This is a genomic window from Promicromonospora sp. NPDC057138 (assembly GCF_042670845.1).
In the GTDB taxonomy this organism is placed as follows: Bacteria; Actinomycetota; Actinomycetes; order Actinomycetales; family Cellulomonadaceae; genus Promicromonospora.
In genome coordinates this window covers 34,510-61,095 of sequence record NZ_JBHUUX010000024.1, presented here as the reverse complement: position 1 = coordinate 61,095, position 26,586 = coordinate 34,510, and the positions used below count along the sequence as shown (strand labels likewise).

27 protein-coding genes are annotated in these 26,586 nt (G+C 72.6%); 14 read left to right on the top strand and 13 right to left on the bottom strand.

The window, feature by feature from the left end; translation table 11 throughout:
• Nucleotide 1: 1 nt before the first annotated feature.
• Entirely contained in the window at nucleotides 2–1,807 is a 1,806-nt protein-coding gene (locus tag ACFT2C_RS14995) for a flavin-containing monooxygenase (protein WP_377207856.1), read from the bottom strand.
• A gap of 97 nt (nucleotides 1,808–1,904) precedes the next feature.
• On the opposite strand from ACFT2C_RS14995, the gene ACFT2C_RS14990 reads away from it, so the two are divergent.
• Entirely contained in the window at nucleotides 1,905–2,375 is a 471-nt protein-coding gene (locus ACFT2C_RS14990; protein WP_377207855.1) for a MarR family winged helix-turn-helix transcriptional regulator, read from the top strand.
• Between the two features lie 70 nt (nucleotides 2,376–2,445).
• Here the strand turns inward: ACFT2C_RS14990 and ACFT2C_RS14985 are convergent, their stop codons facing one another.
• Nucleotides 2,446–4,134, bottom strand: a complete 1,689-nt coding sequence (locus tag ACFT2C_RS14985) for an FAD-dependent oxidoreductase (protein ID WP_377207854.1) — start codon at nucleotides 4,132–4,134, stop codon at nucleotides 2,446–2,448.
• Between the two features lie 66 nt (nucleotides 4,135–4,200).
• On the opposite strand from ACFT2C_RS14985, the gene ACFT2C_RS14980 reads away from it, so the two are divergent.
• Entirely contained in the window at nucleotides 4,201–5,556 is a 1,356-nt protein-coding gene (locus ACFT2C_RS14980) for a sulfatase (RefSeq protein WP_377207853.1), read from the top strand.
• An 82-nt stretch (nucleotides 5,557–5,638) separates the two neighbouring features.
• Here the strand turns inward: ACFT2C_RS14980 and ACFT2C_RS14975 are convergent, their stop codons facing one another.
• Complete coding sequence (locus ACFT2C_RS14975; protein ID WP_377207852.1) at nucleotides 5,639–6,820, bottom strand: NAD(P)/FAD-dependent oxidoreductase; 1,182 nt, start codon at nucleotides 6,818–6,820, stop codon at nucleotides 5,639–5,641.
• A 106-nt stretch (nucleotides 6,821–6,926) separates the two neighbouring features.
• Nucleotides 6,927–7,880, bottom strand: a complete 954-nt coding sequence (gene sigJ / locus ACFT2C_RS14970) for an RNA polymerase sigma factor SigJ (RefSeq protein ID WP_377207851.1) — start codon at nucleotides 7,878–7,880, stop codon at nucleotides 6,927–6,929.
• A gap of 159 nt (nucleotides 7,881–8,039) precedes the next feature.
• Between sigJ and ACFT2C_RS14965 the strand changes: the two genes are divergently transcribed.
• From ACFT2C_RS14965 to ACFT2C_RS14955, 3 genes are read left to right on the top strand one after another with little or no spacing between them, the layout of a single operon-like run.
• The gene (locus ACFT2C_RS14965) at nucleotides 8,040–8,633 is read left to right on the top strand and encodes a molybdopterin-dependent oxidoreductase (protein ID WP_377207850.1); all 594 of its coding nucleotides are present in this window, start codon (nucleotides 8,040–8,042) and stop codon (nucleotides 8,631–8,633) included.
• Complete coding sequence (locus ACFT2C_RS14960; protein WP_377207849.1) at nucleotides 8,630–9,391, top strand: ferredoxin reductase; 762 nt, start codon at nucleotides 8,630–8,632, stop codon at nucleotides 9,389–9,391. The genes ACFT2C_RS14965 and ACFT2C_RS14960 overlap by 4 nt, the downstream gene beginning before the upstream one ends.
• On the top strand, nucleotides 9,391–9,648 hold the full coding sequence (locus ACFT2C_RS14955; RefSeq protein ID WP_377207848.1) for a DUF6510 family protein: 258 nt from the start codon (nucleotides 9,391–9,393) through the stop codon (nucleotides 9,646–9,648). Before ACFT2C_RS14960 ends, ACFT2C_RS14955 begins: the two co-directional genes overlap by 1 nt.
• Here ACFT2C_RS14955 and ACFT2C_RS14950 read toward each other — a convergent pair.
• Nucleotides 9,645–10,514 carry a phosphatidylinositol-specific phospholipase C/glycerophosphodiester phosphodiesterase family protein gene (locus ACFT2C_RS14950; RefSeq protein ID WP_377207847.1) on the bottom strand — a complete coding sequence of 290 codons (870 nt, stop codon included), beginning with the start codon at nucleotides 10,512–10,514 and terminating at the stop codon, nucleotides 9,645–9,647. The genes ACFT2C_RS14955 and ACFT2C_RS14950 overlap by 4 nt on opposite strands.
• A gap of 389 nt (nucleotides 10,515–10,903) precedes the next feature.
• On the opposite strand from ACFT2C_RS14950, the gene ACFT2C_RS14945 reads away from it, so the two are divergent.
• Genes ACFT2C_RS14945 through ACFT2C_RS14935 form a run of 3 tightly spaced genes read left to right on the top strand, consistent with a single transcriptional unit; the run spans nucleotide 10,904 to nucleotide 13,774 of the window.
• Nucleotides 10,904–12,163 carry a carboxylate--amine ligase gene (locus ACFT2C_RS14945; RefSeq protein WP_377207846.1) on the top strand — a complete coding sequence of 420 codons (1,260 nt, stop codon included), beginning with the start codon at nucleotides 10,904–10,906 and terminating at the stop codon, nucleotides 12,161–12,163.
• The gene (locus tag ACFT2C_RS14940; protein WP_377207845.1) at nucleotides 12,153–12,977 is read left to right on the top strand and encodes an aspartate/glutamate racemase family protein; all 825 of its coding nucleotides are present in this window, start codon (nucleotides 12,153–12,155) and stop codon (nucleotides 12,975–12,977) included. Before ACFT2C_RS14945 ends, ACFT2C_RS14940 begins: the two co-directional genes overlap by 11 nt.
• A gap of 8 nt (nucleotides 12,978–12,985) precedes the next feature.
• Nucleotides 12,986–13,774 carry an MBL fold metallo-hydrolase gene (locus tag ACFT2C_RS14935; RefSeq protein ID WP_377207844.1) on the top strand — a complete coding sequence of 263 codons (789 nt, stop codon included), beginning with the start codon at nucleotides 12,986–12,988 and terminating at the stop codon, nucleotides 13,772–13,774.
• 30 nt (nucleotides 13,775–13,804) lie between these two features.
• Here the strand turns inward: ACFT2C_RS14935 and ACFT2C_RS14930 are convergent, their stop codons facing one another.
• Nucleotides 13,805–14,611: an LLM class flavin-dependent oxidoreductase gene (locus tag ACFT2C_RS14930; RefSeq protein ID WP_377207843.1), complete on the bottom strand. Its 807-nt coding sequence runs from the start codon at nucleotides 14,609–14,611 to the stop codon at nucleotides 13,805–13,807.
• 163 nt (nucleotides 14,612–14,774) lie between these two features.
• Between ACFT2C_RS14930 and ACFT2C_RS14925 the strand changes: the two genes are divergently transcribed.
• Nucleotides 14,775–16,139, top strand: a complete 1,365-nt coding sequence (locus ACFT2C_RS14925) for an MFS transporter (protein WP_377207842.1) — start codon at nucleotides 14,775–14,777, stop codon at nucleotides 16,137–16,139.
• A 62-nt stretch (nucleotides 16,140–16,201) separates the two neighbouring features.
• Nucleotides 16,202–16,795 (top strand): dihydrofolate reductase family protein, encoded by a 594-nt coding sequence (locus ACFT2C_RS14920; RefSeq protein ID WP_377207841.1) that lies wholly within the window; start codon nucleotides 16,202–16,204, stop codon nucleotides 16,793–16,795.
• Here ACFT2C_RS14920 and ACFT2C_RS14915 read toward each other — a convergent pair whose 3' ends face one another.
• Nucleotides 16,796–17,197, bottom strand: coding sequence for a RidA family protein (locus tag ACFT2C_RS14915; RefSeq protein ID WP_377207840.1), 402 nt, complete (start codon nucleotides 17,195–17,197; stop codon nucleotides 16,796–16,798).
• Between the two features lie 92 nt (nucleotides 17,198–17,289).
• Here ACFT2C_RS14915 and ACFT2C_RS14910 point away from each other — a divergent pair, with 92 nt between their 5' ends.
• The gene (locus ACFT2C_RS14910) at nucleotides 17,290–18,546 is read left to right on the top strand and encodes a hypothetical protein (RefSeq protein WP_377207839.1); all 1,257 of its coding nucleotides are present in this window, start codon (nucleotides 17,290–17,292) and stop codon (nucleotides 18,544–18,546) included.
• Between the two features lie 57 nt (nucleotides 18,547–18,603).
• Here the strand turns inward: ACFT2C_RS14910 and ACFT2C_RS14905 are convergent, their stop codons facing one another.
• The 6 genes from ACFT2C_RS14905 to ACFT2C_RS14880 form a co-directional block, all read right to left on the bottom strand.
• A complete protein-coding gene (locus ACFT2C_RS14905; RefSeq protein WP_377207838.1) occupies nucleotides 18,604–19,179 on the bottom strand; it encodes a hypothetical protein in 576 nt (191 codons plus the stop codon).
• A gap of 44 nt (nucleotides 19,180–19,223) precedes the next feature.
• Nucleotides 19,224–21,317 (bottom strand): phenylacetic acid degradation bifunctional protein PaaZ, encoded by a 2,094-nt coding sequence (gene paaZ, locus ACFT2C_RS14900; protein ID WP_377207837.1) that lies wholly within the window; start codon nucleotides 21,315–21,317, stop codon nucleotides 19,224–19,226.
• Nucleotides 21,318–21,353: 36 nt separating this feature from the next.
• Nucleotides 21,354–22,208, bottom strand: coding sequence for a 3-hydroxyacyl-CoA dehydrogenase family protein (locus tag ACFT2C_RS14895; RefSeq protein WP_377207836.1), 855 nt, complete (start codon nucleotides 22,206–22,208; stop codon nucleotides 21,354–21,356).
• A 94-nt stretch (nucleotides 22,209–22,302) separates the two neighbouring features.
• Nucleotides 22,303–23,046 (bottom strand): enoyl-CoA hydratase/isomerase family protein, encoded by a 744-nt coding sequence (locus ACFT2C_RS14890; RefSeq protein ID WP_377207835.1) that lies wholly within the window; start codon nucleotides 23,044–23,046, stop codon nucleotides 22,303–22,305.
• A 364-nt stretch (nucleotides 23,047–23,410) separates the two neighbouring features.
• A complete protein-coding gene (locus ACFT2C_RS14885; RefSeq protein ID WP_377207834.1) occupies nucleotides 23,411–24,037 on the bottom strand; it encodes a TetR/AcrR family transcriptional regulator in 627 nt (208 codons plus the stop codon).
• A 28-nt stretch (nucleotides 24,038–24,065) separates the two neighbouring features.
• Complete coding sequence (locus ACFT2C_RS14880) at nucleotides 24,066–24,770, bottom strand: SDR family oxidoreductase (protein ID WP_377207833.1); 705 nt, start codon at nucleotides 24,768–24,770, stop codon at nucleotides 24,066–24,068.
• A gap of 80 nt (nucleotides 24,771–24,850) precedes the next feature.
• On the opposite strand from ACFT2C_RS14880, the gene ACFT2C_RS14875 reads away from it, so the two are divergent.
• The 3 genes from ACFT2C_RS14875 (at nucleotide 24,851) to paaB (ending at nucleotide 26,581) form a co-directional block, all read left to right on the top strand.
• A complete protein-coding gene (locus ACFT2C_RS14875) occupies nucleotides 24,851–25,216 on the top strand; it encodes a winged helix-turn-helix transcriptional regulator (RefSeq protein WP_377207832.1) in 366 nt (121 codons plus the stop codon).
• A 61-nt stretch (nucleotides 25,217–25,277) separates the two neighbouring features.
• Nucleotides 25,278–26,279, top strand: coding sequence for a 1,2-phenylacetyl-CoA epoxidase subunit PaaA (gene paaA, locus ACFT2C_RS14870; RefSeq protein ID WP_377207831.1), 1,002 nt, complete (start codon nucleotides 25,278–25,280; stop codon nucleotides 26,277–26,279).
• The gene (gene paaB / locus ACFT2C_RS14865; RefSeq protein ID WP_377207830.1) at nucleotides 26,276–26,581 is read left to right on the top strand and encodes a 1,2-phenylacetyl-CoA epoxidase subunit PaaB; all 306 of its coding nucleotides are present in this window, start codon (nucleotides 26,276–26,278) and stop codon (nucleotides 26,579–26,581) included. The genes paaA and paaB overlap by 4 nt, the downstream gene beginning before the upstream one ends.
• Nucleotides 26,582–26,586: the final 5 nt, after the last annotated feature.

Genomic DNA, 26,586 nt, shown 5'->3' with positions numbered 1-26,586 from the left:
ATCACTCCGCCGCCACCAGGACGTCGCCCAGCTCGCTCGCGCGCCACTCCCGCAGCAAACGGTGGAACGCGACCGGCCCCGGCCCGTAGGAGAAGCTGGGCCCTGCGCTGGCGCCCTCCCGGTTGTAGTAGCCGGGCGTGCACTCGGCCTGGAAGGCGCTGTTGTCGTGGCTGGACTCGCGGATGGTCCGCGACCAGTCGGCCTGCGCCTGCTCGGAGGGCTCGACGTAGCGGGCGCCCGCCGCGCGGCTCTCGGCGATGACGGCGGCGATGTGCTCGGCCTGCTCCTGCAGGATGTGCACGAAGTTCACGGAGTTGGCGTTCTGCAGGGACCCGAGGTGGAAGAGGTTCGGGAACCCGTGGCTGTAGAACCCGTGCAGCGTCGTCGGGCCGCGGCCCCAGGCCTCCAGCAGCGGCTGGCCGCCCCGGCCGGTCACGGGCATCGTTCCGGACAGCACGCCGGAGACGCCGACCTCGAACCCGGTGGCGAAGATGACGCAGTCGACCTCGTACTCGGTGTCGCCGACGACGATGCCGGTCTCCGTCATCCGGGTGATCCCACCGAAGTCGGCGGTGTCGACGAGCGTGACGTTCGGCCGGTTGAACGTCGGGAGGTAGACGTCGCTAAAGGTCGGCCGCTTGCACATGTAGCGGTACCAGGGCTTGAGCAGCTCGGCGGTCGCGGGGTCGGTGACCACCTCGTCGACGCGGGCGCGGATCTCGTTCATCTTGGCGAGGTCGACGAGCTCGTCGATCCGCTCGCGCCCCTCGGCGGACACGCTCGTGTCGAGGGCGCCGGTGATCATCTTGCGCTGGAGCTGCGCGGTCGAGGTCCAGCCGTCGCGCGTCAGGTCCTCACCGACCGGCTCGCCGGAGACGACGGACAGGAAGTTGTCCATGCGCTCCCGCTGCCAGCCGGGGCGCAGCGACGCCGCCCATTCCGGGTCGGTGGGCCGGTTGTCGCGGACGTCGACCGACGACGGCGTGCGCTGGAACACGAAGAGGTGCTCGGCGTCGCGCGCCACGAACGGGATGACCTGGACGCCGGTGGCGCCCGTGCCGACGACGGCGACCTTCTTGTCCGCGAGCCCGGTGAGCCCGCCGAACTGGTCGCCGCCGGTGTAGCCGTAGTCCCACCGGCTGGTGTGGAACGTGTGGCCGCGGAACGTCTCGATCCCGGGGATGCCGGGGAGCTTGGGCTCGCTGAGCGTGCCGGAGGACGTGATCACGAACCGGGCGCGGATGCGGTCGCCGCGGTCGGTCTGCACCACCCACTCGTCGGCCGCCTCGTTCCAGTCCAGCGCGGTCACCCGGGTGTGGAAGACGGCGTCCCGGTACAGGTCGAACTTCCGGGCGATGGCGACGCCGTGCTGCCGGATCTCCTCGCCGGGCGCGTAGCGCCACTCCGGCACCGAGCCGACCTCCTCCAGGAGCGGCATGTACACGTAGGACTGGATGTCGCAGTGGATGCCGGGGTAGCGGTTCCAGTACCAGGTGCCGCCGAAGTCCCCGGCCTCGTCCATCATCCGCAGGTTCTCGACGCCCGCCTGCCGGAGCCGCGCGCCCGTGACCAGCCCCCCGAACCCGCCGCCGACGACGAGCACCTCGACCGAGTCGGTCAGCGGCTCGCGCTCAGCCCGCGGGGTGTAGGGGTCCGTGGCGTAGTAGCCGAAGGAGCCGGCCGCGCGGCGGTACTGGGTGGCGCCGTCCGGACGGATCCGGCGGTCGCGCTCGGCCGCGTACTTCGCGCGGAGCGCGGCGACGTCCAGCTCCTCGAAGGTGGCGGCGTCCGGGGGTGAAGTTGTCATGCCTGGGACGATAAACTTAACCCGATCCTAAGTAAATAGGTTAGGCAGATCCTAAGTAAATCGTGCCGGAGGTCACTCCACCAACTACGGTGGGCACGTGACGGGGACCGGTGACGACGAGCGCGCGCGGCTGGCCGCGCGGATCCGGAATCTCAACATCTCGTTCGAGTCCGGGGCGCTGCCGACCCTGCTCAACCCGCTGCTGACCGTGGAGCTCACGATCCAGCAGCTCAAGGTCCTCACCATGCTGGTCACCACGGACGACGGCATGACCGGCAGCGGGCTCTCGGAGACGTTCGGGGTGTCCATGGCGTCGATGTCCGGGCTGCTGGACCGGCTCGAGGCGCAGGGCATGGTCGCGCGATCGAGCGATCCTCACGACGCTCGGGTGCGCCGGGTCCACGCCACCGAGCTCGGCCGGTCCGCCATGCGGCGGCTCGTCGCCTCGCGCCCCGAGTTCGCCGACGACATCCTCGCGCGCCTACCGCTCGACGACCTGCGCGCCCTGGCCCAGGGCATGACAGCCGTAGGCGCGGAACTGGACCGCCTCCACCAGGCCGATCGCTGAGTGCTGGATATTTGTTGAGTTTCGGCCTGTCAGGCAACAAATAGCCAGCACTCAACGGGGCCGGGGGCGGTCAGGGGGTGAACTCGCGGGATCGGATTTCGGCCAGGTGGGCGTGGACCAGCGGGAGCACCGACGCGCCCTCGCCGCTCGCCGACGCGACCCGCTTCATGGACCCGGCGCGCACGTCGCCGACCGCGAAGATGCCCGGCACCGTCGTCTCGAGGCTGGCGGGCGGGTGGCCGTCGACCCAGGCCTCGCGGGGCACGTCGCGGCCCGTGAGGACGAAGCCGCGCTCGTCGAGCGCCACGCCGTCGGGCAGCCATGAGCAGTCGGGCTCGGCGCCGAGCAGGCAGAACAGGCCGTCGGCGAGCGTCTTGGTGGGCTCGCCGGTGTCGAGGTTCTCGAGCCGCAGCCACTGCAGCCGCCCGTCCCCGCCGCCGTCGGCGACGACGGTCCGGGTCCACACCTGGATGTTCGACGTCGCCTCGATCTCGCGCACCAGGTAGGCCGACATCGTCTCGTCGAGGCTCGCGCGCCGCACCACTATCGTCACCGCGCCCGCGAACTTGGCGAGGTGGACGGCGGCCTGGCCCGCCGAGTTGCCGCCCCCGACGACGTAGACGTCGCGGTCCTGCATCTCGCGCGCCATCGACGTCGCCGCGCCGTAGTAGACGCCCGCGCCCACGAGGTCGTCGACGCCGGGCACGCCCAGGCGCCGGTAGGTCACGCCCGTCGCGATGACGACGGTGCGGGCGCACATCTGCGCTCCCGCGACGTGCACGTGCTGGTGCTCGGGCTCGTTCGCCGGGCCCGGCTCGATCCGGTTCACCGGGCGCCCGGTGAAGAAACGCGCGCCGAACCGGCCGGCCTGGATGCGGGACCTCTGGGCGAGCCGCATGCCCGAGATCCCCCGCGGGAAGCCGAGGTAGTTGCGGATCATCGAGCTCGACCCGGCCTGGCCGCCGATCGCGTCCCGTTCGAGCATCACCGTGGCGAGCCCTTCGGACGCCGCGTAGACAGCCGCGGCGAGACCCGCGGGACCGCCGCCGACGATCGCGACGTCGGCGATGACGCCGTCAGGGATCGAGTCGAACCCGCCGTAGATCGCCTCGGTGACCGTCGCCGGCGTCGCCGCGGACAGCACCCGGCCGGTGAAGGTACGCACCAGGGGCAGCTCGGCGCCCGCGCCGGCGGCCTCGACGAGATCCTCCGCCTCGTCGTCGCCCGGCCCGAGCGAACGGTAGGGGAAGCCCAGGCGCTCCAGCAGGTCCCGGACCGCCGCCGCGCCCCGGTCCCCCGGCTCCGCCACGACGTCGGTCACGGTCACCAAGGGCCGCCCCACTGACCACCCCCACTCCGACAGCAGCTCGATCAGGGCGGTGTGGAACTCCTCGTCGCGCGGGCCGCGCGGGATGAGGACGAACGTGTCCATGTCCCGCCGGAGCGCCGCCGCGCGCAGGTCGTCGATGGCGTCGGCGAAGTCGTCGAACCAGACGAGCGCCACGCGCCGCGCCGTCGCGACGATCGCGGGCACGTGGTGCAGGAACTCGATCGACGTGCCCTCGTCCAGAAGGTGCTCCGACGCGACCATGGCGATCTGCGCGCCCTCGCGCACGAGGTCGCGCGCCCGGTCCAGGCCCGCGTCGAAGCCCACGGCGACCTCGATCTGGTAGTCGCGTTCGTACCGGGCGCGGAACTCCTGCTCGACGACGTCGGCGTGCTCGCCCACGACCAGGAGGATGACTGGCCTGTCGTCCATGGCGGACAGCGTAGACGGTGCCAGTGACACCGGGCGGGGGAAATCTGGGCGAGTAGATTCCGTTCCATGGGTTCAGCGACGCCGAACATCGTCCTCGTCCACTGGCACGACACCGGCCGCCACCTCGGGGCCTACGGCCTCGAGCACGTGCGTACTCCGAACGTCGACCGCCTGGCCACCGGCGGCGTCGTCTTCGAGCGGTCGTTCGCCACCGCGCCGCTCTGCTCCCCCTCACGCGGCTCGCTGTTCACCGGGCGCTACCCGCACAGCAACGGCCTCATGGGCCTGGCGCACCTCGGCTGGGAGTACCACGCGAACGAGCACACCCTGCCGATGCTGCTCGCGCCGCACGGCTACCGCTCGGTGCTCGTCGGGCTGCAGCACGAGAGCTCCGACCCGACGACGCTCGGCTACGACGAGGTCCTCGACCTCAACGCCGACCGGCAGGCGGCTCCCGCCGTCGCCGAGCTCGCGGTGGACCGGCTGGCCACGCTGGCCGCGCAGGACGACCCGTTCCTCATGGTGGTCGGGATGTTCGAGCCCCACCGGCCGTTCCCCAAGCACCGGTTCCCGACGTCGCCGGACATGGCCGTCGACGTGCCGCACCACCTGGCCGACACGGAGGAGGCGCTCGACGACCTCCGCGGCTTCAGCTCCGCCGTCACCTACGCCGACGCCGCGACCGGGCGGATCCTCGACCAGCTCGCCGCGCTCGGGCTCGACGACAGCACGATAGTCATCTTCACGACCGACCACGGCGTGCCGTTCCCGCGGGCCAAGTCCACGCTGTACGACGCCGGGATCGAGACCGCGCTGATCGTCCGGATGCCCACGGGAACGGCTCGCGCGACGCCGCGGAGCCGCAGGCTCGTGAGCCATGTTGACGTGGTGCCGACCCTGCTCGAGCTCGTCGGCGCGCCCGTGCCCGGCAACGTCCAGGGGACGAGCTTCGCGGCCGAGCTCGTCGAGGCCGTCGACGGCGGCGGCGGCGAAGGCCCGCGGCGGGAGGCGGTCTATGCCGAGAAGAACTGGCACGACCTGCGCCAGTACGACCCGATCCGCTGCGTGCGCACCGAGCGGTACAAGTACATAGTCAGCTACGAGGACCGGCCGGCCATACCGCTCCCCGGCGACATCGCCGCCTCGGGCTCGGCCGTCGGCGTGGACGACGCCGCGCGGCGTCCCCCGGTCGAGCTCTACGACCTCGACGCCGACCCGTTCGAGCGGAACAACCTCGCCGGGAGCGAGGCCCTCGCCGAGGTGGAGAAGGACCTCGCCGAACGGCTCGCGACCTGGCAGCACGAGACCGGCGACCCGGTGCTGCAGGGCCCGATCCGCGCCGCCCGGCTCTCCCCGGCGGCCCGCCCCCGCCGCGCAAAGCGGACGGCGATCATCGACCCGCAGTTCGTCCAACGCGGCTGAAGGCGGGGCGCGATGGTTGTGGGCGTGATCGTTGCGACAACACGCCCGCTTTGGGCGCAATGATCGCGCCCACAACCAGGCGTCAGGTTGCGGTCAGGGCGGGGATTCGGCGGGTCGGGACGCGGCGGCGGCGGGCCGGGTAGGGCAGCGGGTGGGCGACCATGTACGCCGCGCCCTTGCAGATCAGCTCCTTGTACCGGGCGGCGAGGCGGCCGCCCGGCGCGGCCGGCTTGGCCCGGTCGTCGGCGGTGACCAGCTGGATGACGGCGTCGTGCCGGCCCAGGCTGATGCACTGGTGGACGTAGCCGAGCGGCATGTCCGGGAGCTTGCCGCCCGTCAGGCGCGCGGCGATGGAGTCGGCCGCCTGCCACGCCATGGGGATGCCCGACGCGCACGACATCCGCAGCGGGTTGCCCAGCGGGCCGTCGGCGAGCGCGGCGTCGCCCACGGCGTACACGTCGGGGTGGGACACGGACCGCATCGTGCCGTCGACGACGATCTGCCCGCGCGGCGAGACCTGCAGCGCCGTGGCAGCGGCGATCGGGTGCACGGCGAACCCGGCGGTCCAGACGGTGACGTCCGCCGGGAGCGCGGCGCCGTCGGCGGTCAGCACCTCGGTGGCGCGAACCTGCTCGACGGCGGCGTGCTCGCGGACGGTGACGCCGAGGCGGCCGAAGGTCCCGCGCAGGTGCCGCTGCCCCGCCGGCGAGAGCCAGTCGCCCAGGTCGCCCCGGACCGCCAGGGCGACCTCCAGGTCCGCGTGGGCCTCGGCGATCTCGCTGGCCGCCTCGATGCCCGTGAGGCCGCCGCCGACCACGACGACCCGGCTTCCGGGGGCGAGCTCGCCCAGGCGCTCGCGCAGCCGGAGCGCGCCGGGGCGGCTCGCGAGCTCGTGGGCGTGCTCGGCGACGCCCGGCACGCCGTGGTCGTCGAACGCGCTGCCCAGGGCGTAGACGAGCGTGTCGTAGCTGAGCTCGCCGGCGCCGTCCGGCCCCGCGAGAGAGATGGCCCTGCGGTCGACGTCGACGGCGGTGACGCGCGCGACGCGCAGGGTGACGCCCGTGCCGGCGAGCACGTCGCGCAGCGGCCGGTGGCGGAGCTCCTGCCCGGTGGCCACCTGGTGCATGCGGACCCGCTCGACGAAGTCGGGCTCGGCGTTGACCAGGGTGAGCTCGACGTCGTCGGCGTGCAGGCGCCGCGCCAGGCGGCCGGCCGCCGACGCTCCGGCGTAGCCGGCGCCGAGGATGACAATGCGGTGCTTCATGTGCAGCTCCTGTCGTGGGACGGTATCTGCCTCCTGAACTGGGCGGCGGCCCGATCCCTGACACCCGCCGCGTGTGACGGCGGTCACTCCGCTGCGGGCGGCGGCGTCACCACCCCTTGAGCAGCGGCTCCCCGTGGTCAGCGGCGGCCCACTGCTGGGCGGCCCGCCCGAGCTTGTCCGGGTTGACCTGGGTGAGGACCGCGGAGATCCCCTCGGCGGTCGGCTCCAGGGTCATGACGCCGACCAGCTCGTCGTTCACGACGGCGACCAGCGCCGGGCGACCGTTGGCGGTCCACGCGTAGATGTCGGGGCTCCCGCCGACGACCGCCCGCTTGGCCTCGGCGGGCCGGAACAGGCCGCGCAGGAACTTGGCCACGGCCTCGGCGCCCGAGACCGTCCGGGCGCGGGCGGGGACCTTGCCGCCGCCGTCGCCGATCCCCATGGCGTCCGATGTCAGCAGCCGGACCAGCGGTTCGATCTTGCCGCTCGTGGCGGCCGCCAGGAACTCCTCCACGACCGGCCGGGCGGCGGCCAGGTCGACGTCGGCGCGCCTGCGCTCGGTGGCCAGGTGCTGCTTGGCGCGGTGCAGGATCTGCTGGCTGCCCACCTCGGTGAGGTCGAGCATCTCGGCGATCTCCGCGTGCGAGAAGGCGAACGCCTCCCGCAGCACGTAGACGGCGCGCTCGTTCGGGGTGAGACGTTCCATCAGCACGAGCATGGCCGTCGACACGGACTCGCGCTGCTCGGCGGTGTCCGCCGGGCCGAGCATCGGGTCGCCGCCCAGCACGGGCTCTGGCAGCCACTGGCCCACGTAGACCTCCCGCCGGGCGCGCGCCGACTTGAGCTGGGTGAGGCACAGGTTCGTCAGCACTCGGGTCAGCCACGCGTCGGGCACCCTGATCTGGTCGCGGTCGGCGTCCGCCCAGCGCAGGAACGCCTCCTGGGCGGCGTCCTCCGCCTCGGCGGCCGAGCCCAGCAGGCGGTACGCGATGGCCTCGAGGCGCGGCCGGAGGCGCTCGAAGGCCTCCAGCTCGTCCGGCCGGAGCGGCTCCTTGGTCATGGCACCGACCCTACGACGTCGGCGGACGGGGCCGGCGCGAATATTCGCCCGCAGGGAGGAGCCGGTTCCGCGCGCCACGGGGTGCGGTACGGCAATACGCTGTCCCCACCATCGAGTCGGGCCGGTCGGCCGGTCCCGATCGCCCGGACGGGAGTCAGCATGTCCTTCGCCACCCGTGGTTTCTCCGGCCGCCGACGTGAACCGGACGCGCGCCTCCCTCCCGGCCAGACGCTGGTCCAGGACTGGCCGGTGCTCAGCGCCGGGCCCACCCCGCACATCGACACCGCGGACTGGGAGTTCACGGTCCGGGACGAGACCGGCGCCGACCACCGGTGGAGCTGGGACGAGCTCCTCGCACTCGGGGTCGAGGACGTCACGGTCGACATCCACTGCGTCACCCACTGGTCGAAGCTCGACATGGGCTGGCGCGGCGTCAGCCTCGACAAGATCTTCGAGAACGTCGAGTCCGAGCACGAGTTCGTCATGGCCCACTCCTACGGCGGCTACACGACGAACGTGCCCCTGGAGGACCTGCTGGACGGCAAGGCCTGGATCGCCACCGAGGCCGAGGGCGAGCCGCTCGACCCCGAGCACGGCGGCCCGGCCCGGCTGCTCGTGCCGCACCTGTACTTCTGGAAGAGCGCGAAGTGGGTGCGCGGCCTGACGATGATGCCGAGCAACGACCCGGGCTTCTGGGAGCAGTACGGCTACCACCTCTACGGCGACCCGTGGAAGGAAGAGCGGTACTGGTGAGCGCCCAGCCCGTGACCCCGGTCCGCCGGACGCGGCCGCGCCCCGCTTGGCACGTCGCGACAGTCGCCGAGACCCGCCACGAGACGACCACCGCCGCGCGGCTCGTCCTCGACGTGCCCACGTGGCCGGGCAGCGACGCCGGCTCGCACGTCGACGTGCGCCTCACCGCCCCGGACGGCTACCAGGCCAGCAGGTCCTACTCGATAGCCTCGTCGACGCCGGAGGGGCAGGTGGTCCTCGCGGTCGACGAGCTGCCGGACGGCGAGGTCTCGCCCTTCCTGGTCCGCGAGGTGCGGCCCGGCGACCAGCTCGAGCTGCACGGCCCGCTGGGCGCGTTCTTCGTCTGGCGCCCGGGCGAGAGCAGCCGTCCGGTCCAGCTCGTGGCGGGCGGCTCCGGCGTCGTCCCGCTGTATGCCATGGCCGCCGCGCACGGCACCGCCGACGACGCCGCGCCGTTCCGGCTGCTGTACTCGGCCCGCACCCCGGCGGACGTCTTCTTCGCGGACGAGCTCGCCGCGCTCGCCGGGCCGGCCTTCGGCCTGGACCTCGTCTACACGCGCGAGGCGCCGGACGGCTGGCTCGACCCCGTCGGGCGGCTCACCCAGGAGACGCTCGCCGCCCGCACGATCCCCGCGGCGGAGCGGCCGCGCCTCTACGTCTGCGGCTCGACGGGCTTCGTCGAGGCGGTCGCCCGCTGGCTGCAGGAGCTCGGCCACGCGGCGGCGGACATCCACACCGAACGCTTCGGAGGCCTCTGATGACCGATCATCTCGACGGCAACGTTCTCGCGGGCGCACTCTCCGAGGTGTTCACGGGCGATGTGACGGCGGCGCGCGCCCGCTGCGGCGGCTGCGGCCGCATGTCGGCGATGGCCGAGGCCATGGTCTACACCAACGCGCCTGGGCTCGTGGCCCGGTGCGCGGGCTGCGACCAGGTGCTCGCGACGATCGTCGACACGGGCGACCGCGTGATCCTGAGCCTGGCGGGCCTCACCGCGATAGAGCTCCGCCGCTAGCGGGCCGAGAGGAAGGCGTCCAGGCCTGGCAGGTCGTCGGTGTTGATGTGGTCGACGCCGGCGTCGGCGAGCTCGGTCCACACCGCGTCGCGCGCGGCCCCCGGCTGGTCGGGTGTGGCCCAGAACCTGACCCGGTAGCCCGCGGCGTGCGCCTGGTCCACGAAGGCGTGCAGGCGCTCGCGCTCGGCGTCGGGCATCGCGCCCTCGCCCTGCCAGGTGAAGAGCTTGGTCCAGTTGTCGCTGACCAGCGGCATCAGGCTCGCCGGGAGGCCGGAGCCGAGGTCGCCGGACCGCCCGTCGTAGAACGCGAACCGCACGGGCTGCGCCTGCATGGTCTCCAGCGGCCGGTTACCGCTGATGACGGCGGTCACCGGGCCGGTCCGCACCCGTCCGTACACGGAGCGCGTCATGATCCGCGCGTGCTCGGCGAGCGCCTCGTGGACGGCGGCGTAGGTGGGCTCGCCGTCGGACTTGATGTCGATCAGGAGCTGGAGGCTGCCGTCCGAGCCGGGGTAGACGCTCCGGTCACGGCCGCGCGTGAGGTCTTCCAGCGGGTCGAGGTAGAGGCTCTCCAGGGTCTTGGCGGGGTCGACGTCGACGAGGTCGTGCGCGACGAGCAGCTCGCCGTCGACCAGCCAGACGTCCGCCTCGACGCTGGTGAAGCCGTGGGACAGCGCGTCGTAGAGCGGACGCTCGTGCTCGTAGTCGTTGTGAGCGTGCGCGGCGTCGTGCGGCTCGCCCAGGTCGACGCCGCCCCCGAGCGACGTGGCGGACGCCGGCGTGGGCGTGGCGGACGTGGGCGCTGCGAGCCCTCCGAGCAGGGACGCGGCCGCCAGGGCCGCGCCGACGATGGTTCTTCCGCGCATGGTTGTCTCCTCGTACCTGCTACGTGCTGGCTGCTGACTCGGTCAGCTCATGCAAGCGCCGGGCGCTGACGGCAAGGTGAACTTCGCGCGACCGGGACCCGACCGGAGTCGGTCGGCCCGGTGAGAAGGTGCCAGGTGGGCTGAACTTTGCGCGCTCCAGCCCCGCCCAGTTCGCCTCCCCCGAACTATTCAGCGGAGGTGAACTAGGCAGGGCTGAACCGAACGGATTTCGGCCCACCTGGCACCTTCTCACCGGGCCGACCGACTCCGGCTGCGATCGACTCCAGCCGTGATCGACTCCAGACCGACACGCTCGACAAGTGTCCGAATTTTCCAATTCACCCGCTCCGGGGCACAACCTTCCGACCGCTTTGCCCGTCTGAGGTGGCATGACGGACAACCCAGCGGTACATCCGGTGATCCTCGGTGGCGATGCCGGCGCCTACAGCCTCGCCCGCGCCTTCCACGAGGGCTACGGCGTCAGGTCGACGGTGGTGTCGATCCGCCCGACGCCCAACGTCGCGCGCTCCAGCATCATCCGGAACGTCGTCGAGCCGCGCCTCGACGACCCCGCCGTCATGGTCGAGCTGATCCGCCGCCTCGCCGCGACGGCGTCGGGCCCGGTCATCGCGCTCACCTGCGTGGACTGGTACGTGCGGGCGCTCGCCGAGCACCGCGCGTGGCTGGGGGACGTGGTCGTCCCCTACCCGTCGCTCGACCTGCTCGACCACGTGATGGACAAGCAGCGGTTCTCCGAGCTCTGCCACGAGATCGGCGTCCCGCACCCGCGCACGGAGGTGCGCGACGGCGGGGAGCCGGTCGGCGAGCTCGACCTGACCTATCCGCTCATCGCCAAGCCCGGCGACAACACGGCGTGGCACCAGGTGTCGTTCCGCGGCAAGGCGAAGGTGCACCTGGTGCGGGACCGCGACGAGCTGGCCGCGCTCCTCAAGGCAGCCGGGGACGCGGGCTACCGGCGTCCGATGATCATCCAGGAGTACATACCCGGCGACGACGCGCAGATGCGGATCATGACCACCTACTCCGATCTCGCGGGCACAGTACGCATGGCGTGGGGCGGTCGCGTGCTGCTCGAGGAGCACACGCCCGGCACGCTGGGGAACCCGGCGGCGATCCTCACCGGCAGGCTCGCGCAGGTCGAGGCGGACGCCCGCCGGATCGTCGAGCACCTGGGCTGGACAGGGTTCGCGAACTTCGACGTGAAGGTGGATCCGCGCACCGGCGTCGGCCATTTCCTGGAGCTGAACCCGCGCACGGGGCGGTCGAACTACTACCTGACCGCGAGCGGGCTGAACCCCGCCGCCTACTGGATGGGTGACCATCTCACCGGGCACTGGCCGAAGTTCATGGAGCCGCTGGAGGTGCTGTACCGAATAGTCCCGGGCTTCCTCCTCGACAAGTACGTGCACGACGAGTCGGTGCGCGCCACCGTGCGCCGCGCCCACGTCGTGCACCCGCTGAAGTACAAGCGGGACCTGTCGCCACGCCGTGACGCCTGGGTTCGTCTCGCCGAGCTGAACCAGGTGCGCAAGTTCGCGCAGTACCACCCACTGCAGGAGCCGGGCGGGGCCCGCGGGCAGTCGGGGCTCGAGGAGCCCCTCCCGTCCGCGGAGCGTGATGTTGCCTGACGACGGCGCGCCGGGCGCGGGCGCGGGGGCCGGGGGCGAGGCCGGGGGAACGCTCGTCGGGGTACTGGGCGGGGTCGGGCCGCTCGCGACGGTCCTTTTCATGCAGCGCGTGGTCCGGCTGACCGACGCGGCACGCGACCAGGACCACGTCGACATGGTGGTGCTGCAGCACGCGACAGTCCCGGACCGGACGGCGTTCGTCCTGCGCCGTTCCGCCGACGATCCGGCGCCCGTGCTCGCCGCCGACGCCCGGCGCCTCGCGAGGATGGGGGCCGACTTTCTCGTGCTGCCGTGCAACACGGCGCACGCGTTCGCCGGCGCGATCGCCGCGGCGACGCCGGTCCCCCTGCTGTCCGCGGTGGACGTGACGGTGTCCGCGGTGCTGTCGAGCGACGCCTGGACGGGTCGCCTCAGCGGGTCGCGGCCCGACGTCGTTGGCCTCCTCGCGACGGAGGGGACCATCGCGTCCGGCGTCTACCTGGACGCCTTCAACGCGCACGGCATCAAGACCCTGGTGCCCGACGTCGCAGGTCAGGCGACCGTGACGTCCCTCATCTACGACGGCGTGAAGGCCGGCCGTGGCGGCGACCTGACCGCCCTGGCGGACGTCGCGGCCAACCTGCGGTCGCGCGGGGCCGGTGCGATCGTGCTGGGCTGCACCGAGCTGTCGGTCGCGGCGGAGGCGACGCCTCCGGACCTCCTGCCCGACGTCGTGCTCGTGGACGCCCTCGACGAGCTGGCGCGGACAACGGTGCTGCGGGCTGGGCGCCGGCTGCGCGCGGAGGGTGTTGAACACCCTCGTCGGTCTGCTTAGGTCGGGTCATGGGACGTTGGATCGAGGCCGCGGACGGCGTGCTGGTGCGGCGGTACCAGGAGCTGGACCTGTCGGTCGGACTCGTGGTGGGCGGCGAATCGTGCCTGGTCGTGGACACGGGCGGGGACGCCGGACAGGGCGCGGAGCTCGCCGCAGCCGTGCGCGAGGTGACGCCGCTGCCGTGGCAGGTGGTGCTGACCCACTCCCACTTCGACCACAGCTTCGGCACCGAGGCCTTCGCCCCCTGCGCGGTGTGGGCGCACCGGCGCTGCCACGCCGACCTGGTGGCCACGGGCGAGCAGCAGCGTGAGAAGTGGGCGCGGAGCTACCGCGAACGCGGTGAGGGGGAGGTCGGCGACCGCGTCGCGGCCGTGCGCCTGGTCCTGCCGGACCACCTGGTCGACGACGGCGCCGAGCTGGACCTCGGTGGCCGCCGCGTGCACCTGCGGCACTTCGGGCCCGCGCACTCCGACCACGACCTGGTCGTACACGTCCCGGACGCGGGCGCGGTGTTCGCGGGCGACCTCGTCGAGCACGGTGCGCCGCCACAGTTCGGCGACGCTTTCCCCCAGAGCTGGCCGGCCGCGCTGGACGGCATCCTCGCGCTGGACGCGCCGATCGTCCTGCCCGGCCACGGTGACCCGGTGGGCCGCGACTTCGTCCGGGACCAGCGCGCGGAGCTGGTGCTGGTCGCCGAGCTGTGCCGGGAGGTCGCCGCCGGGAGTCTCAGCGTCGAGCAGGCCGTGCCGCGCTCGCCGTACCCGGAGGAGTTCACCGTGGCCGCGCTCGCGCGCTGACCGGGGACTCGGCCAGACGCGCGGCGCGGGCTAACGTCCGGACAGCTCGGCGACGACCGGCGCGAGGCGCTCGGCCGGGCCCGCGCCGAAGATGAAGTAGGAGAAGCCGATCTCCTCCCGCCGCCGCTGGATCTCCTCGGCGGCCGCCGCCGGGTCATCGGGGAGGATGGCGAGCGAGTCCGCCGCGCGCAGTGCGGCCGTGTCGATGTCCGGGGGCGCCATGAACGGCGCGACGCTGTCGCCGATGACGGGCACGTGCAGCGCGAGCTCGACGTCCCGCGTGGTGTGGAACCCGCGTGCCTTCCCCGCGACCTCGGCACGGGAGTCATAGGGCATCGCCGCGAAGGTGACCGTGTCCGCGACCTCGGCCGCCAGCGCCTGGGCCCTCGGACCGCGAACGGCCATCACCACCGGCGTGTGCAGATCGGGGCCGTCCAGGTCGCGCAGCCTCGTCACGGTCTCCCGCACCACGGCCAGACGCTCTCGCGGTGGAACCACGGGCATCCCGAGGCTGCGGAGCTCGTCCTCGATGCCCGGCCGGCCGGTGCCGATGCCCATCTCGAAGCGGCCCTCGGTGAGCACGGACAGCGAGTGCGCCTCCCAGGCGATGCTCCAGGCCGGGCGCAGCGGGGAGGCGTAGACCCAGGTGCCGACGCGCAGGTCCGCCTGTGCCGCCGCGAAGGCGAGCGTCGGGGCGGGCGCGGGCTGCCAGTGCGGGACGTCGGGCATCAGCAGCGTCGAATAGCCGCTGTCGGCGATCCGGCGCACCTGCTCCCGCCAAGAACGCAGGTCAGCCATCAATGGGGTCACGACCCCGAACCTGAACGGTCTGGTCATGGCGGGACTCCTCCGTCCGGTACCGACGCAGAGCGACACTAGCAACTGTCGCCCTGGACCCGGTGGTAGCCTCCGCAGCACCGGAAGTAAAAACACGACGCCAGTGTCGTGCGCACACGCGGGTCGTCGAGCCGCCACTTCTCCCCCGTGAGGAGTGTGCGCCGTGAGCAACAACCGTGCTTCCGAGACCCCGCCGTCGGCTGTCCGGAACGGGCCTCGACCCCGGTCCTTGCGAGCCGCGTGGGTCGCCCTGTCCGGCCTGTCGGCCGTGTTCCTGTTCGAGATGCTGGACAACTCGGTGCTGAACGTGGCCCTGCCCACGATCGGCCGCGAGCTGGGAGCGTCGACGACGGCGCTGCAGTGGGTCACCAGCTCCTACGCCGTGGTGTTCGGCGGCCTGATGATCGCGCTGAGCGCCCTGGCCGACCGGGTCGGCCGGCGCAAGGTCATGCTGATCGGGCTGGTGCTGCTCGGGCTCGCGAGCCTCGCGACGGCCTTCGTGAGCACGGCGGAGCAGCTGATCGCCGTGCGCGCCGTGATGGGGATCGCGGCCGCAATGACCACCCCGGGCTCGATGGCGCTGGCGTTCCGGCTGTTCGACGACGACCAGCTCCGCGTGCGCGCGATGACGCTGATCTCGACGGTCGGGCTCGTCGGGCTGGCGGTGGGACCCACCGCGGGAGGCCTGGTGCTCAGCTTCGCGCCCTGGCAGACGCTCCTGCTCGTGAACGTCCCGATCGCCGCCGTCGCCGTCCTGTGCATCCGCTTCGGCATCCCGGCCGACCGGCCGGAAGAACTGCACGCCGATCCGATCGACGTCGGCGGTGACCTCGCCCTCATCGCCCGCCCGCTGGTCTCCAGCGGCCTGGCGTTCAAGGCCGCGGCCGGGCTGGCCGTCGCCGGGCTCGGCTACCTGGTCACCCTGCAGCTCCAGCTCGACTGGGGGTGGACGGCGGCACAGGCCGCCGTCGGCATGCTCCCGCAGGTGGTCGTCCTGATCGCCGGCGGGGCCGTGATCAGCCCGCTGATCGGGCGCATCGGCCTGGAGAAGGCGGCCTGGGTGAGCGCGGCCGTCATCGTGTGCGGGCTGGCCGTCTACGCGGCCCTGGGTCAGCTCGGGTACGCCTGGATCGCGCTCGCCCTCGTGCTCGTCGCCGCGGGCATGCGCGTCGTCGGTGTCGTCGCGGGCAACAACGTCATGCGCGGCCTGCCCGCCGACCGCACGACGATCGGCGCCGCGCTCATCGACACGGCCGGCGAGCTGACCACCGGCGTCGGCATCGCGCTGAGCGGCACGATCGTCGCCGGGATCTTCACCGGCAGCATCGCAGCCCATGACTGGACCCCCGCCCAGACCGCACAGTTCCGCGAGGCCACGACGCTCGCCGCGATCGTCCTGACCGCCATCGCGGGGCTGCTCGTCCTGTGGGGAATCTTCCGCTCGAACCGCCGCACCACGTCGACCACCACAGCTCCCCTGTCCGGTGCCGGCGGATCCACGCCGGAGCCCGCGGAGGCCGACCGATGAGTCGTGCGCCGTGATCGGGTCTGCCTCGGGACCGGGCACCGTGCGCGGAGAGGGAGAACATCATGGCCAAGGTGATCGCGGGGGCGACGGTGTCGCTCGACGGTTTCGTCCAGGACGCGGACGGGGACTTCTCGGCGCTGTACGCGGACTTCGACGAGCTCATGGACAGCTCGTACATGCGGAGGCTGCAGGAGAAGACTGGTGCGGTGCTCATGGGCCGGCGCACGTTCGACCTCGCCGAGGATCCCGACAGCTACGCGGAGGACTACGAGTTCCAGGCGCCGATCTTCGTCGTGACGCACACCCCGCCGCCGGTCGAGCCGAAGCGCAACGAGCGGCTGTGGGTCACGTTCGTCACGGACGGCGTCGAGTCGGCAGTGAAGCAGGCTGTCGAGGCCGCCGGGGAGCGCGACGTGACGTTCGTCGGCGGCCCCGACCTGTTCCGCCAGCTCATGGCGTTGGCTCTGGTCGACGAGCTGGCCGTCGACATCATGCCGGTCCTCTTCGCCGACGGCGTGCGCCTGTTCGACGGCGGCCGCCCGCCGGCCAACCTGGAGAAGGTGAGCGTCGAGGAGGTCGGGGTGCGTACATGCCTGCGCTACCGCGTGCTCCCTGCGGCGGGACCGGCGGCCGGTCCGGCGGCTGAGCCGGCATAGTCAGTGCTGCACGGCGGCGACCGCGCCGACCTCGATGAGCGCGCCGGGTACCCCGAGCCCGGCGACGCGCGCGCCGGTCACCAGCGGCGGTTCGTCGGACGCGAGCAGCGGCGCGATCGCCCCGTACGCGGCCTGGAGGTCGACGCCGTCGACGAAGAGCACCGTCCACTGCACGACGTCGGCGAAGGTCGCGCCTGCCGCGGCGAGCGCGATCCGCGCGTTCTCGACGGCGCGAACCGACTGCGCAGCGACGTCGTCCGCACCGACGAGGGCGCCGTCCGCGTCGACGGAGTTCTGGCCGCCGACGTAGATGGTGGTCGCACCGGGCGGCACGATGGCGACGTGGCTGAAGGCCGGGCTCGAGACGAGCCCGTCTGGGCGAAGGACCTGTATGCGTTCCATACCTGGATGCTCGCACGAGCCACTGACACGACCGCGGGGGCCCGGCGCAAGCCGCCCCACACCGGGTGAAATCGGGCTGATAACCTCCGCTGGTGCTCCCGAAGCCGCGTCGCGCCGTCGTCCTGGCGCTGGTCGCCGCCGTCCTGGCGCTGGCCGGGTGCACCTATGACCGCGATGCCCCCGTACGCGGCGAGCTCGCGCCGAGCCCCGAACCGACCGGCGCGCTCTACAGCCGGGTCATGCACGCGGACGGGCACTCGGCCCCGCGCTCGTCCGTCTCGGTGTACCTGTACGACACCGCGAACGACGTCAAGGCCGTCACCGCGACCATGTCGCTCGGGTTCTTCTGCCTGCTCCCGGGCCCGTTCTGCCCGCGGCCGGTGTCCGCGCAGCCGGACGGGCAAGGTCTCTGGTCGCTGGAGGAGGACGAGCTGGGCGACGCCGCGGCCGGGCTGCAGGCCACCGCGACGCTGCACGTGGACGACGCCGTGTTCGGCCCGAGCACCACGCTCACCCTCCCGGAGTCGAGCTCTGGGTCGGGCGCGAAAGGGCCGCGGCGGGTCCCGGACCTCGTGTACTGGGAACCCGAGCTCACCGTGACGGGCAAGGACGGCCTGCTCCAGGTCCGCTGGCCGACGGCGACCGGCGTGCCGGCCGGCAAGAAGGTCACCTACACGGTGGTGTCCGCCAGCACGGGCGACACCGCGTCCGAGCCGCTCCTCCTCGCCGGCCCGACGACCGGCACGAGCGCCCAGGTGGACGCCCGGGTGTACGCCGACGCGACGTCGGAGCTGATGGTCGTCGCGCGGACCGCCGTCAAGATCGACGGCGAACGGGTCGAGGCCGCGTATCGCAGCGCCGGCGTTCCCCCGCCCGGCGACCTGAAGCCGCCGTCCCGCGGGGCGAAGTGCCTGGCCGAGGACGAGGCCTCCGGGCAGCTCGAGCCAGCCGTGTCGCCGTGCCCGCTCACGGACGGCGACGTGGAGTGGGACACGGACGGCGTCCGTCTGCCCGGCGCATGCGCCGCCGAGACGGCGGGCGGCGAGAGCTCCAGCAGCGGCCCCGCTGACGACGAGTGCACCGAACCGAACCACCCGCGGGTCTGCGTGGTGCTCCCGGAGCCGCGCGAGGTCAGCCTGGTGGTCGTGCGGACGCCGTTCAACCCGGTCGGCCAGGTCGTCGAGCTGCTCGACGCCGAGCACCGGACCGTCGGCAGCAGCACCGTGGAGGGGGACGCGTTCGAGGAGGTGTATCCGGTCCGCTTCGACAAGCCGGTGCGGACCGGCCTCGTCTGTGTCCGGGACGACGCCGGGGCCGGCTCCGTCCTGAGCGAGGTCGCCGTTTGGTAGCCGGCGAGGCCTGGCAAACAGCGAGGCCAGCCAGCGGGGCCTAGCACCAGACGAGAGTCAGCTCTCGCCGAACGACCCCGCGAACTCCTCGATCGCCGAGATGACCTCGTCGAGGATCGCCAGGTTCTCCGCCCGGTCGTTCGGCACCTCGAGGCTGTGGTCGGCGTCCTCCACCTCGACGACGTCGGCCTGCGAGCCGTCGGCGAGGTCGCCGTCCCACAGGTCGTCGGCCGTGCCGCCGATCAGCAGGTGGTCCTCGTCCAGGTCGGCGGCCGTCTCGCGCACCTCGGGCGCGTCCTCGCCAGTGAGCACGGGGGTGAGCCACACGCCCGGCAGGCCGAGGCGGACCGCCAGCGGCATCGCGAGCGTGCCGAGGGACTTGGCCACCACGATGTGCAGCGCGTCCTCGTCGGGTGCGTCGGCGCCGTCGAGGATCTCCTCGTACGCGCCGCGCGCCTGGTCCCAGGTGGGCGTGTCCGTCCACTCCACGGTGCGGACCGTCCAGCCCTGATCGCTCAGCGCCGCCCTCGCGTACCAGAGCAGCGGCCCCATGGCGGTGTAGCCGCTGCCGGGCAGGATCGTGGCGACGCGAGCCGGGTCACCCTCGGCGACATGCAGCGTGTAGGCAGGCACATGCTCATCATGGCAGTCCGACGAGCACCGTGCGGCTCACCAGGTCACACCGGCGTCCCCCGGCCCTCCTTGGCGACCAGCGTGAGCACGTCGTACGTCGCCACGACCTCGTCGCGCTGGTTGGTGAGCACGGCGTCCCACCGCACCTCGCCGTACTCCTCGTTCTCGCGCGGCGTGATCTCGGCGGCCGTCAGCCGCACCCGGATCGCGTCCCCCGGGACGACCGGCGTGAGGAAGCGCAGGTTCTCCAGGCCGTAGTTCGCGAGCACCGGCCCGGGCGCCGGATCGACGAACAGCCCCGCCGCGAACGACACGAGGAGGTACCCGTGCGCCACGCGCCCGGGGAAGAACGGGTTGGCCGCCGCGGCCTCCTCGTCGGTGTGCGCATAGAAGGTGTCGCCGGTGAACTCGGCGAAGTGCGTGATGTCGTCGAGGGTGACCACCCGGGCCCCGGACTCGACGGCGTCGCCGAGCCGCAGCACGGCCAGCGACTTGCGGAACGGATGACCCGAGTCGGTCCGCGACGGCGCGCCCGCCCGCCACCGGCCGGTCAGCCCCGTGAGCGCCGTCGGCGTGCCCTGGAGCGCCGTCCGCTGCATGTAGTGCTCCACCGCCCGGATGCCGCCGAGCTCCTCGCCTCCGCCGGCCCGGCCCGGGCCGCCGTGGACCAGGTGCGGGACAGGCGAGCCGTGGCCGGTCGACGACCGCGCGTCGTCCCGGTCGAGCACCAGCACCCGCCCGTGCATCGGCGCGATCCCCGTGACCAGGTGGCGCACGGCGTCGGGGTCGGCGGAGGCGACGGTCGCGACCAGCGAGCCGCCGCCGAGGTTCGCGAGGCGGACGGCGTCGTCCAGGTCGCGATAGCCGATGACGGAGGCGACCGGCCCGAACGCCTCGATGTCGTGCACCGCGGGCGCGTCGGCGTCGGCGAACCGCAGCAGCACGGGCCGGACGAAGGCGCCCCCCGGGGCGACCGCCACCGTCCCGTCGGCGTGCACCACCTCGGGCTCCGCCAGGTCGCCGACCACGATCTCGCCACCCCCGGCGACCAGCTCGCGGACGCTCCGCAGCACCTCATCCTGCTGCGCGACGCTCGCCAGGGCCCCCATCGTGACGCCGTCCGCGCGCGGGTCGCCGATGACCACGCGCTGGGCGATGCGCTCGCGCACGGCGTCGACGACGGCGTCCTGCCGGTCCGCCGGGACGATCACCCGCCTGATCGCCGTGCACTTCTGCCCGGCCTTCACCGTCATCTCCGTGACCACCGAGGCGACGAAGGCCGCGAACTCCGGGCTCCCCGGCTCCGCGTCCGGGCCGAGGATCGCCGCGTTCAGCGAGTCCGTCTCCGCGGTGAAGTGGACGCCCCGACGGATGACAGCGTCGTGGGTCGCGAGTGTCCGCGCCGTGGACGCCGACCCGGTGAAGCTCACGGCGTCGCGCACGTCGAGGAAGTCCATGAACCCGCGGGCAGGGCCGCTGACGAGCTGGAGCGAGCCCTCCGGGAGGATCCCCGAGTCGACGATCGCCCGCACCGCCGCCTCGGCGAGGTACGCGGTGGCCGACGCCGGCTTGACGATCGTCGGCACCCCGGCGAGGAAGGCCGGCGCGAACTTCTCGAGCATGCCCCAGACGGGGAAGTTGAACGCGTTGACCTGGAACGCGACGCCCGCCCGGCGGACGCGCACGTGCTGGCCGCCGAACGACCCGTCGCGCGACAGGCTCTCCGGCGGGCCGTCGACGAGGATCCGCGCGTTGGGCAGCTCGCGGCGCCCCTTCGACCCGTAGGTGAACAGCACGCCGATACCGCCGTCGATGTCGACCTGCGCGTCCACGCGGGTCCCGCCGGTGCGCAGGCTGACCTCGTAGAGGTCCTGCTTCACGCCGGTCAGGTGCTGCGCGAGCTGCTTGAGCAGGAGCGCCCGCTGGTGGAAGGTGAGCGCGCCAAGGCTGTCCTGGCCTACCCGGCGGCCGTAGTCGACGGCGGCGCCCAGGTCGATCTCCTTCCCGGCCACGGCGGCGATCGGCTCTCCGGTCGAGGCGTCGCGCACGACCTGGGCCTCGCCGTCCGACGCCGGAGGCCGCCACGATCCGAGGAGATAGCTGTCGAGCGGGCGAACCGGGGTCTCGGTTGCGGTCATGACCTGTTCCTTTCCTGCGTCCGGACGTTCATCGGTCTATCCCTCGTCCCAGCGGAAGAATCCCTGGCCGCTCTTCCGCCCCAGCCTGCCCTCGGCGACCATCGTCCGCAGGAGCCGCGGGACCGCGAACCGCTCCCCCAGCTCCCGCTCGAGGTGCTCGGCGATGTCGAGCCGCACGTCGAGGCCGACCAGGTCGGTGAGGCGGAGCGGCCCCACCGGGAACCGGTAGCCGCGCACCATCGCGGTGTCGATGTCGTCGGCGGAGGCGACGCCGTCCTCCAGCATGCGGATCGCCTCCAGCGCGATCACGACGCCGAGGCGCGAGCTCGCGAAGCCCGGCGAGTCGCGCACGACGATCGAGGTCTTGCCGATCGCGGCGACCCACCTGGCCGCCGCCTCGACGAGCAGCGGGTCGGTGGCCCGGCCCCGCACGATCTCCACGAGCGTCGACGCGGGGACGGGGTTGAAGAAGTGGAGCCCCACGAGACGCTCGGGCCACTCCAGGTGACCGGCCAGGGCGTCGATGGACAGCGACGAGGTGTTGGTCGCCAGCCACGCGGTCGGCGCCAGCCCCTTCTCGACCCGGGTGAGGACGTCGGCCTTGGTCGCCAGGTCCTCGGGCACGGCCTCGACCACCAGACCGGCGCCGTGCACGTCCGCGACGTCGGCGGTCACGCCCGCGTGGCTCAGCAGCTCCTCGGCAGTGCGCTGGGTGGTCTCGCGCTCGACGCTGGTCGCCACCGCGCGCTCCAGCCGCTCCCGCGCGCCGGACGCCGACTCCGCGTCCCGTTCGAGGACCACGACGTCGGCCCCCGCGAGCAGGAAGGCATGAGCGATCCCGACGCCCATCCGCCCCCCGCCCGCCACGCCGACGGTCCGCGGCACTGTCATCGCCCCTCCCCCCTTGCTGTGAGCGGGATCCTGGCGACTATGTGCCCGTTATAGGCGCAACGATCGCGCCCACACCGAAGGGTGGCGGGGGCGGTCATGAGCGGGTCTTTCGGGTCAGGAAGGCCGTCATGCGGTCGCGCTTCGCCGGCGACTCGAACAGCACCGACTGCGCGAGCTCGTCGACCTCCGGGTGCGCCTCGCGCGGGGCACGGAACACCCGCTTCGTGTAGCGGACCGCCGTCGGGTCCTGCTCGGCGATCCGGTCCGCGAGCCCGTCGGCCGCCGCGATCAGGGCGGACGGCGGCTCGACCTCGCTCACCAGTCCCGCCGCGAGCGCCTCCTGCGCGTCGAGGACGCGCCCGGCGAGGAGGATCTCCAGCGCGAGCGTCTCGCCGACCAGCTCCTTGAGCCGCCAGGTCGCGCCCGCCCCGGCGATGATGCCGAGGCCCACCTCGGGGTGGCCGAACCGGGCGTTCTCGCCGGCGAGGCGGAAGTCGGCGGCGTAGGCGAGCTCGGCGCCGCCGCCGAGCGCCCAGCCGTCGACGGCGGCGATCACGGGCATCGGCAGCGCCGCGATCCGCAGGAACAGCCGCGAGTTGATCCCGGCGAGCGCATCGTCGCGGCCGCGTTCGCGCAGCTCGGCGATGTCGGCCCCGGAGGCGAAGACCCGCTCGGTCCCGGACAGGATCAGGATCCGCGGCGCGGCCTCCAGCTCGGCGCAGAGCTCGTGGAGCTCGCCGACCATCGTCCGGTCGATCGCGTTGCGCACCTCGGGCCGGTCGAGGCGGACGTGCAGGCGGTCCGGACGATCGTCGACGCGCCGCAGGGCAACGGCCATTACCTGGCCCCGACGCCGGGTGTGCCGCGGAACCCTGCTGCCATGGCTTCATCACCTTGGGTCCGGCGTAGCGTGGACACGCTACTTACTGACCGTTCGTTCTGCTGCAGCATCGCATGCGCGACCGTCTGGTTCAAGGGCCCGCTCGAACCGAAGGTTGCGGGTCCGCCGGCCCGCCACCGCGTGCCGAACCGCAACTTGATCGTCACCCCGCAACCTCAACCGCAACTTGATGGTCGCCGAGCCGCCTGGCGGACGCGCAACCTTCGGTTGGGCGACGCCAGGACACGCAAACTTGCGGCTCGACACCGGAACACGGCCCACGGGACACACAGGTTGCGGCTCGACGCCGCAGGGTTGGCCGCTACCGCCGCAGCCCCTCGAACGCCATGACGACGACGGCGTCCGCGACCTGGTCGGCGGTGAGCCCTCCGCCGGGGCGGTACCACTCGACCAGCGAGTTGACCATGCCGAACAGCAGCCGCGTGGCGGTGCGCGCGTCGACGTCGGAGCGCAGGGCGCCGTCGGCCATCGCCTCCTCGACCAGCTTGGCGACCGCGTGGTCGAACTCGCGCCGCCGCGCGAGCGCCTCGCGCTCGACCTCGGTGTTCCCGCGCAGGCGCAGCAGGAGGGTCACGAAGGGCAGCTCCTCCACGAGCACGTGCACGGCGCCCCGGATCACGCTCTCGAGCCGATCCAGGGCGGCCGCGTCGGCCAGGGCGGGCTGCTCCAGCAGCCGCTCGAGGTTGCCGAGCGCGCGCTCCAGCGCGAGCCGCAGCAGCTCCGCCTTGCCGCTCACGTGGTAGTAGATCGCCGACTTGCTGGTCCCCAGCCGTTCGGCGAGCGCGCCCATCGACGTCGCGTCGTACCCGCGCTCGTTGAACGCCCGCACGGCAACGTCGAGCACCGCGTCGAGGTCGTACGCGGCCCGCCCGGCGCGCCCGTTCCCGCCTCGGCGGGCGGGCGGAGGTGCGCTGGCCGATTCATCCATGAGCCCAACCTACGGCGTGCCTACGACATCATGAGGTCTTGTGCCGGGCACCGCCCTCGAGGTGGACCGTCTCGCCGGAGATGAAGCCCGCGCGGAGCAGCCACATCACCGCGTCGACGACGTCGTCGGACTCGCCGTGCCGTCCGACCAGCGTTCCGGCGGCGCTCTTGCCCAGCACGCCGGCCTTGCCCTCGCCCAGCCGGTCCCAGGCACCCGAGTCGATGACGCCGGGCGAGATCGCGTTGACCCGCACCGGGGCGAGGTCCGCCGCGAGATGGCGGGCGACGAACTCGACCGCGCCGTTGGTCACGCCCTTGACCAGCGAGCCCGGTCCCGGCCGCCACCCGACGACGCCGGAGAACAGCACCATCGACCCGCCCGGCCGCAGCACCGGCGCGAAGTGCTTGGCGACCAGCATCGGTCCGGTCACCTTCGCCGTGAACGCAGCCATCAGCTTGTCGTGGTCCAGGTCGACGGCCCGCCCGTCGTGGGGCGCCGAGCCGGTGGTCACGATGTGGTCGATCCCGTCCGCGAGCCGCGCGGCCGCGGCGGCCATCGTCGTCTCGTCCTGCAGATCGATGCGCACCGCGGTCGCACCGATCTCGGCCGCCAGCGCCTCGCCGGCCGCCAGGTCACGCGCGCCGATGACGACGTCGTACCCGTCGTCCACCGCACGCCGCGCGACCGCCGCCCCCAGCGCCCGTGCGCCGCCGATCACCAGAATCCGCTCCATCTTCGCCACTCCCTCTCGTAGGATCGGGACTCACGGTATGGATTTGATACCGGTATCTACAACGGAACTGGGAGCACCCCATGGGCAAGGCGTACAACGTGATGGCGGCGACCTGTCCGAGCCGGACCGTGCTCCACCGCATCGGCGCCCGCTGGACCGTGTTCGTCGTCAACGCCCTCGACGAGGGTCCCCGCCGGTTCACCGAGCTCAAGGCGCACATCCAGGGCATCACCCCGAAGGTCCTGACCGAGACCCTCCGCTCCCTCGAGGCCGACGGCCTGATCAGCCGACACGAGTACGACGAGAACCCGCCGCGCGTCGAGTACGCCCTGACACCGCTGGGGCGCTCGCTCCTCGTCCCACTCCGCGCAGTGCGGCTCTGGGCCGAGCAGCACGTCCCCGACATCGAGGCCGCCCGGGCCGTTGCTGCCGTCCCCGACCACTGATAGCCTGACTGAACGATCGGTAAGTAGGATCGGGTCAGCAAGAGTCAGGTCAGGAGGCGCCATGCCCGCAGGAACCTCGCCCACGACCTCCGCCGAGGCCCTCGCCGAGCCCCCTGCCGACGAGGCGGCCAGGCTCGCGGCCTTCGACACGCTCATCGCGGGCGACCAGCGGATCGAACCGTCGGACTGGATGCCGGAGAAGTACCGGAAGACGCTCATCCGGCAGATGTCGCAGCACGCGCACTCCGAGATCATCGGCATGCAGCCCGAGGGCAACTGGATCACGCGTGCGCCCAGCCTGAAGCGCAAGGCGATCCTCATGGCCAAGGTGCAGGACGAGGCGGGGCACGGGCTCTACCTCTACTCGGCCGCCGAGACGCTCGGCATCACGCGCGACGACATGCTCGACCAGCTCCACACCGGCCGGGCGAAGTACTCGTCGATCTTCAACTACCTCGCGCCGTCCTGGGCGGACATGGGCTCGATCGGGTGGCTGGTCGACGGCGCCGCCATCGCGAACCAGGTGCCGCTGTGCCGCGCGTCGTACGGGCCGTACGGGCGCGCGATGGTGCGCATCTGCAAGGAGGAGTCGTTCCACCAGCGGCAGGGCTTCGAGATCCTGCTGGCCCTGATGAACGGCACCGAGGACCAGCGGCGGATGGCGCAGGAGTCGGTGAACCGCTGGTACGCGCCAGCACTCATGATGTTCGGCCCGCCCGACGCCGAGTCCCCGAACTCGCGGCAGAGCATGGCATGGAAGATCAAGCGCTTCCCGAACGACGACCTGCGCCAGCGGTTCGTCGACATGATCGTCCCGCAGGCCGAGGTCCTCGGGGTCACCTTTCCCGACCCCGACCTGCGCTGGAACGAGGAACGCGGCCACCACGACTTCGGCGAGCTCGACTGGGACGAGTTCCACGAGGTCCTACGCGGCAACGGGCAGGCGAACGCGCAGCGGCTGGCGAAGCGCCGCGCCGCGCACGACGAGGGCGCCTGGGTGCGCGAGGCCGCCCGGGCATATGCCGAGCGGGCGGCGTCGAGCGAGGAACGGATCGCGTCATGACCGCCGAGACGCCCCAGCCCCGCCCGGCCTGGCCCCTCTGGGAGGTGTTCGTGCGCTCGTCGCGCGGCCTGTCCCACGTCCACGCCGGATCGCTGCACGCCCCGGACGCCGAGCTGGCGCTGCGCAACGCCCGCGACCTCTACACGCGCCGGAGCGAGGGCGTCTCGATCTGGGTGGTGCCGGCCTCGGCCGTCACGGCGTCGGACCCGGGCGAGAAGGACGCGTACTTCGAGTCGCCCCGGGGCAAGGACTTCCGGCACGCGGCGTACTACACGGCGTCGGCGTCGGTACCGCACCTCTGACCGGG

Bases quoted from the DNA above. Each gene is read 5' to 3' on its own strand.
- ACFT2C_RS14940 (WP_377207845.1), top strand. From the start codon at position 12,153: ATGTTGCCTGACGACGGCGCGCCGGGCGCGGGCGCGGGGGCCGGGGGC.
- ACFT2C_RS14980 (WP_377207853.1), top strand. From the start codon at position 4,201: ATGGGTTCAGCGACGCCGAACATCGTCCTCGTCCACTGGCACGACACC.
- ACFT2C_RS14885 (WP_377207834.1), bottom strand. From the start codon at position 24,037: ATGGATGAATCGGCCAGCGCACCTCCGCCCGCCCGCCGAGGCGGGAAC.
- ACFT2C_RS14920 (WP_377207841.1), top strand. From the start codon at position 16,202: ATGGCCAAGGTGATCGCGGGGGCGACGGTGTCGCTCGACGGTTTCGTC.
- ACFT2C_RS14965 (WP_377207850.1), top strand. From the start codon at position 8,040: ATGTCCTTCGCCACCCGTGGTTTCTCCGGCCGCCGACGTGAACCGGAC.
- ACFT2C_RS14930 (WP_377207843.1), bottom strand. From the start codon at position 14,611: ATGACCAGACCGTTCAGGTTCGGGGTCGTGACCCCATTGATGGCTGAC.
- paaZ (WP_377207837.1), bottom strand. From the start codon at position 21,317: ATGACCGCAACCGAGACCCCGGTTCGCCCGCTCGACAGCTATCTCCTC.
- ACFT2C_RS14975 (WP_377207852.1), bottom strand. From the start codon at position 6,820: ATGAAGCACCGCATTGTCATCCTCGGCGCCGGCTACGCCGGAGCGTCG.
- ACFT2C_RS14985 (WP_377207854.1), bottom strand. From the start codon at position 4,134: ATGGACGACAGGCCAGTCATCCTCCTGGTCGTGGGCGAGCACGCCGAC.
- ACFT2C_RS14880 (WP_377207833.1), bottom strand. From the start codon at position 24,770: ATGGAGCGGATTCTGGTGATCGGCGGCGCACGGGCGCTGGGGGCGGCG.
- ACFT2C_RS14945 (WP_377207846.1), top strand. From the start codon at position 10,904: ATGACGGACAACCCAGCGGTACATCCGGTGATCCTCGGTGGCGATGCC.
- paaA (WP_377207831.1), top strand. From the start codon at position 25,278: ATGCCCGCAGGAACCTCGCCCACGACCTCCGCCGAGGCCCTCGCCGAG.
- paaB (WP_377207830.1), top strand. From the start codon at position 26,276: ATGACCGCCGAGACGCCCCAGCCCCGCCCGGCCTGGCCCCTCTGGGAG.
- ACFT2C_RS14935 (WP_377207844.1), top strand. From the start codon at position 12,986: ATGGGACGTTGGATCGAGGCCGCGGACGGCGTGCTGGTGCGGCGGTAC.
- ACFT2C_RS14875 (WP_377207832.1), top strand. From the start codon at position 24,851: ATGGGCAAGGCGTACAACGTGATGGCGGCGACCTGTCCGAGCCGGACC.
- ACFT2C_RS14890 (WP_377207835.1), bottom strand. From the start codon at position 23,046: ATGGCCGTTGCCCTGCGGCGCGTCGACGATCGTCCGGACCGCCTGCAC.
- sigJ (WP_377207851.1), bottom strand. From the start codon at position 7,880: ATGACCAAGGAGCCGCTCCGGCCGGACGAGCTGGAGGCCTTCGAGCGC.
- ACFT2C_RS14950 (WP_377207847.1), bottom strand. From the start codon at position 10,514: ATGCGCGGAAGAACCATCGTCGGCGCGGCCCTGGCGGCCGCGTCCCTG.
- ACFT2C_RS14915 (WP_377207840.1), bottom strand. From the start codon at position 17,197: ATGGAACGCATACAGGTCCTTCGCCCAGACGGGCTCGTCTCGAGCCCG.
- ACFT2C_RS14895 (WP_377207836.1), bottom strand. From the start codon at position 22,208: ATGACAGTGCCGCGGACCGTCGGCGTGGCGGGCGGGGGGCGGATGGGC.
- ACFT2C_RS14955 (WP_377207848.1), top strand. From the start codon at position 9,391: ATGACCGATCATCTCGACGGCAACGTTCTCGCGGGCGCACTCTCCGAG.
- ACFT2C_RS14995 (WP_377207856.1), bottom strand. From the start codon at position 1,807: ATGACAACTTCACCCCCGGACGCCGCCACCTTCGAGGAGCTGGACGTC.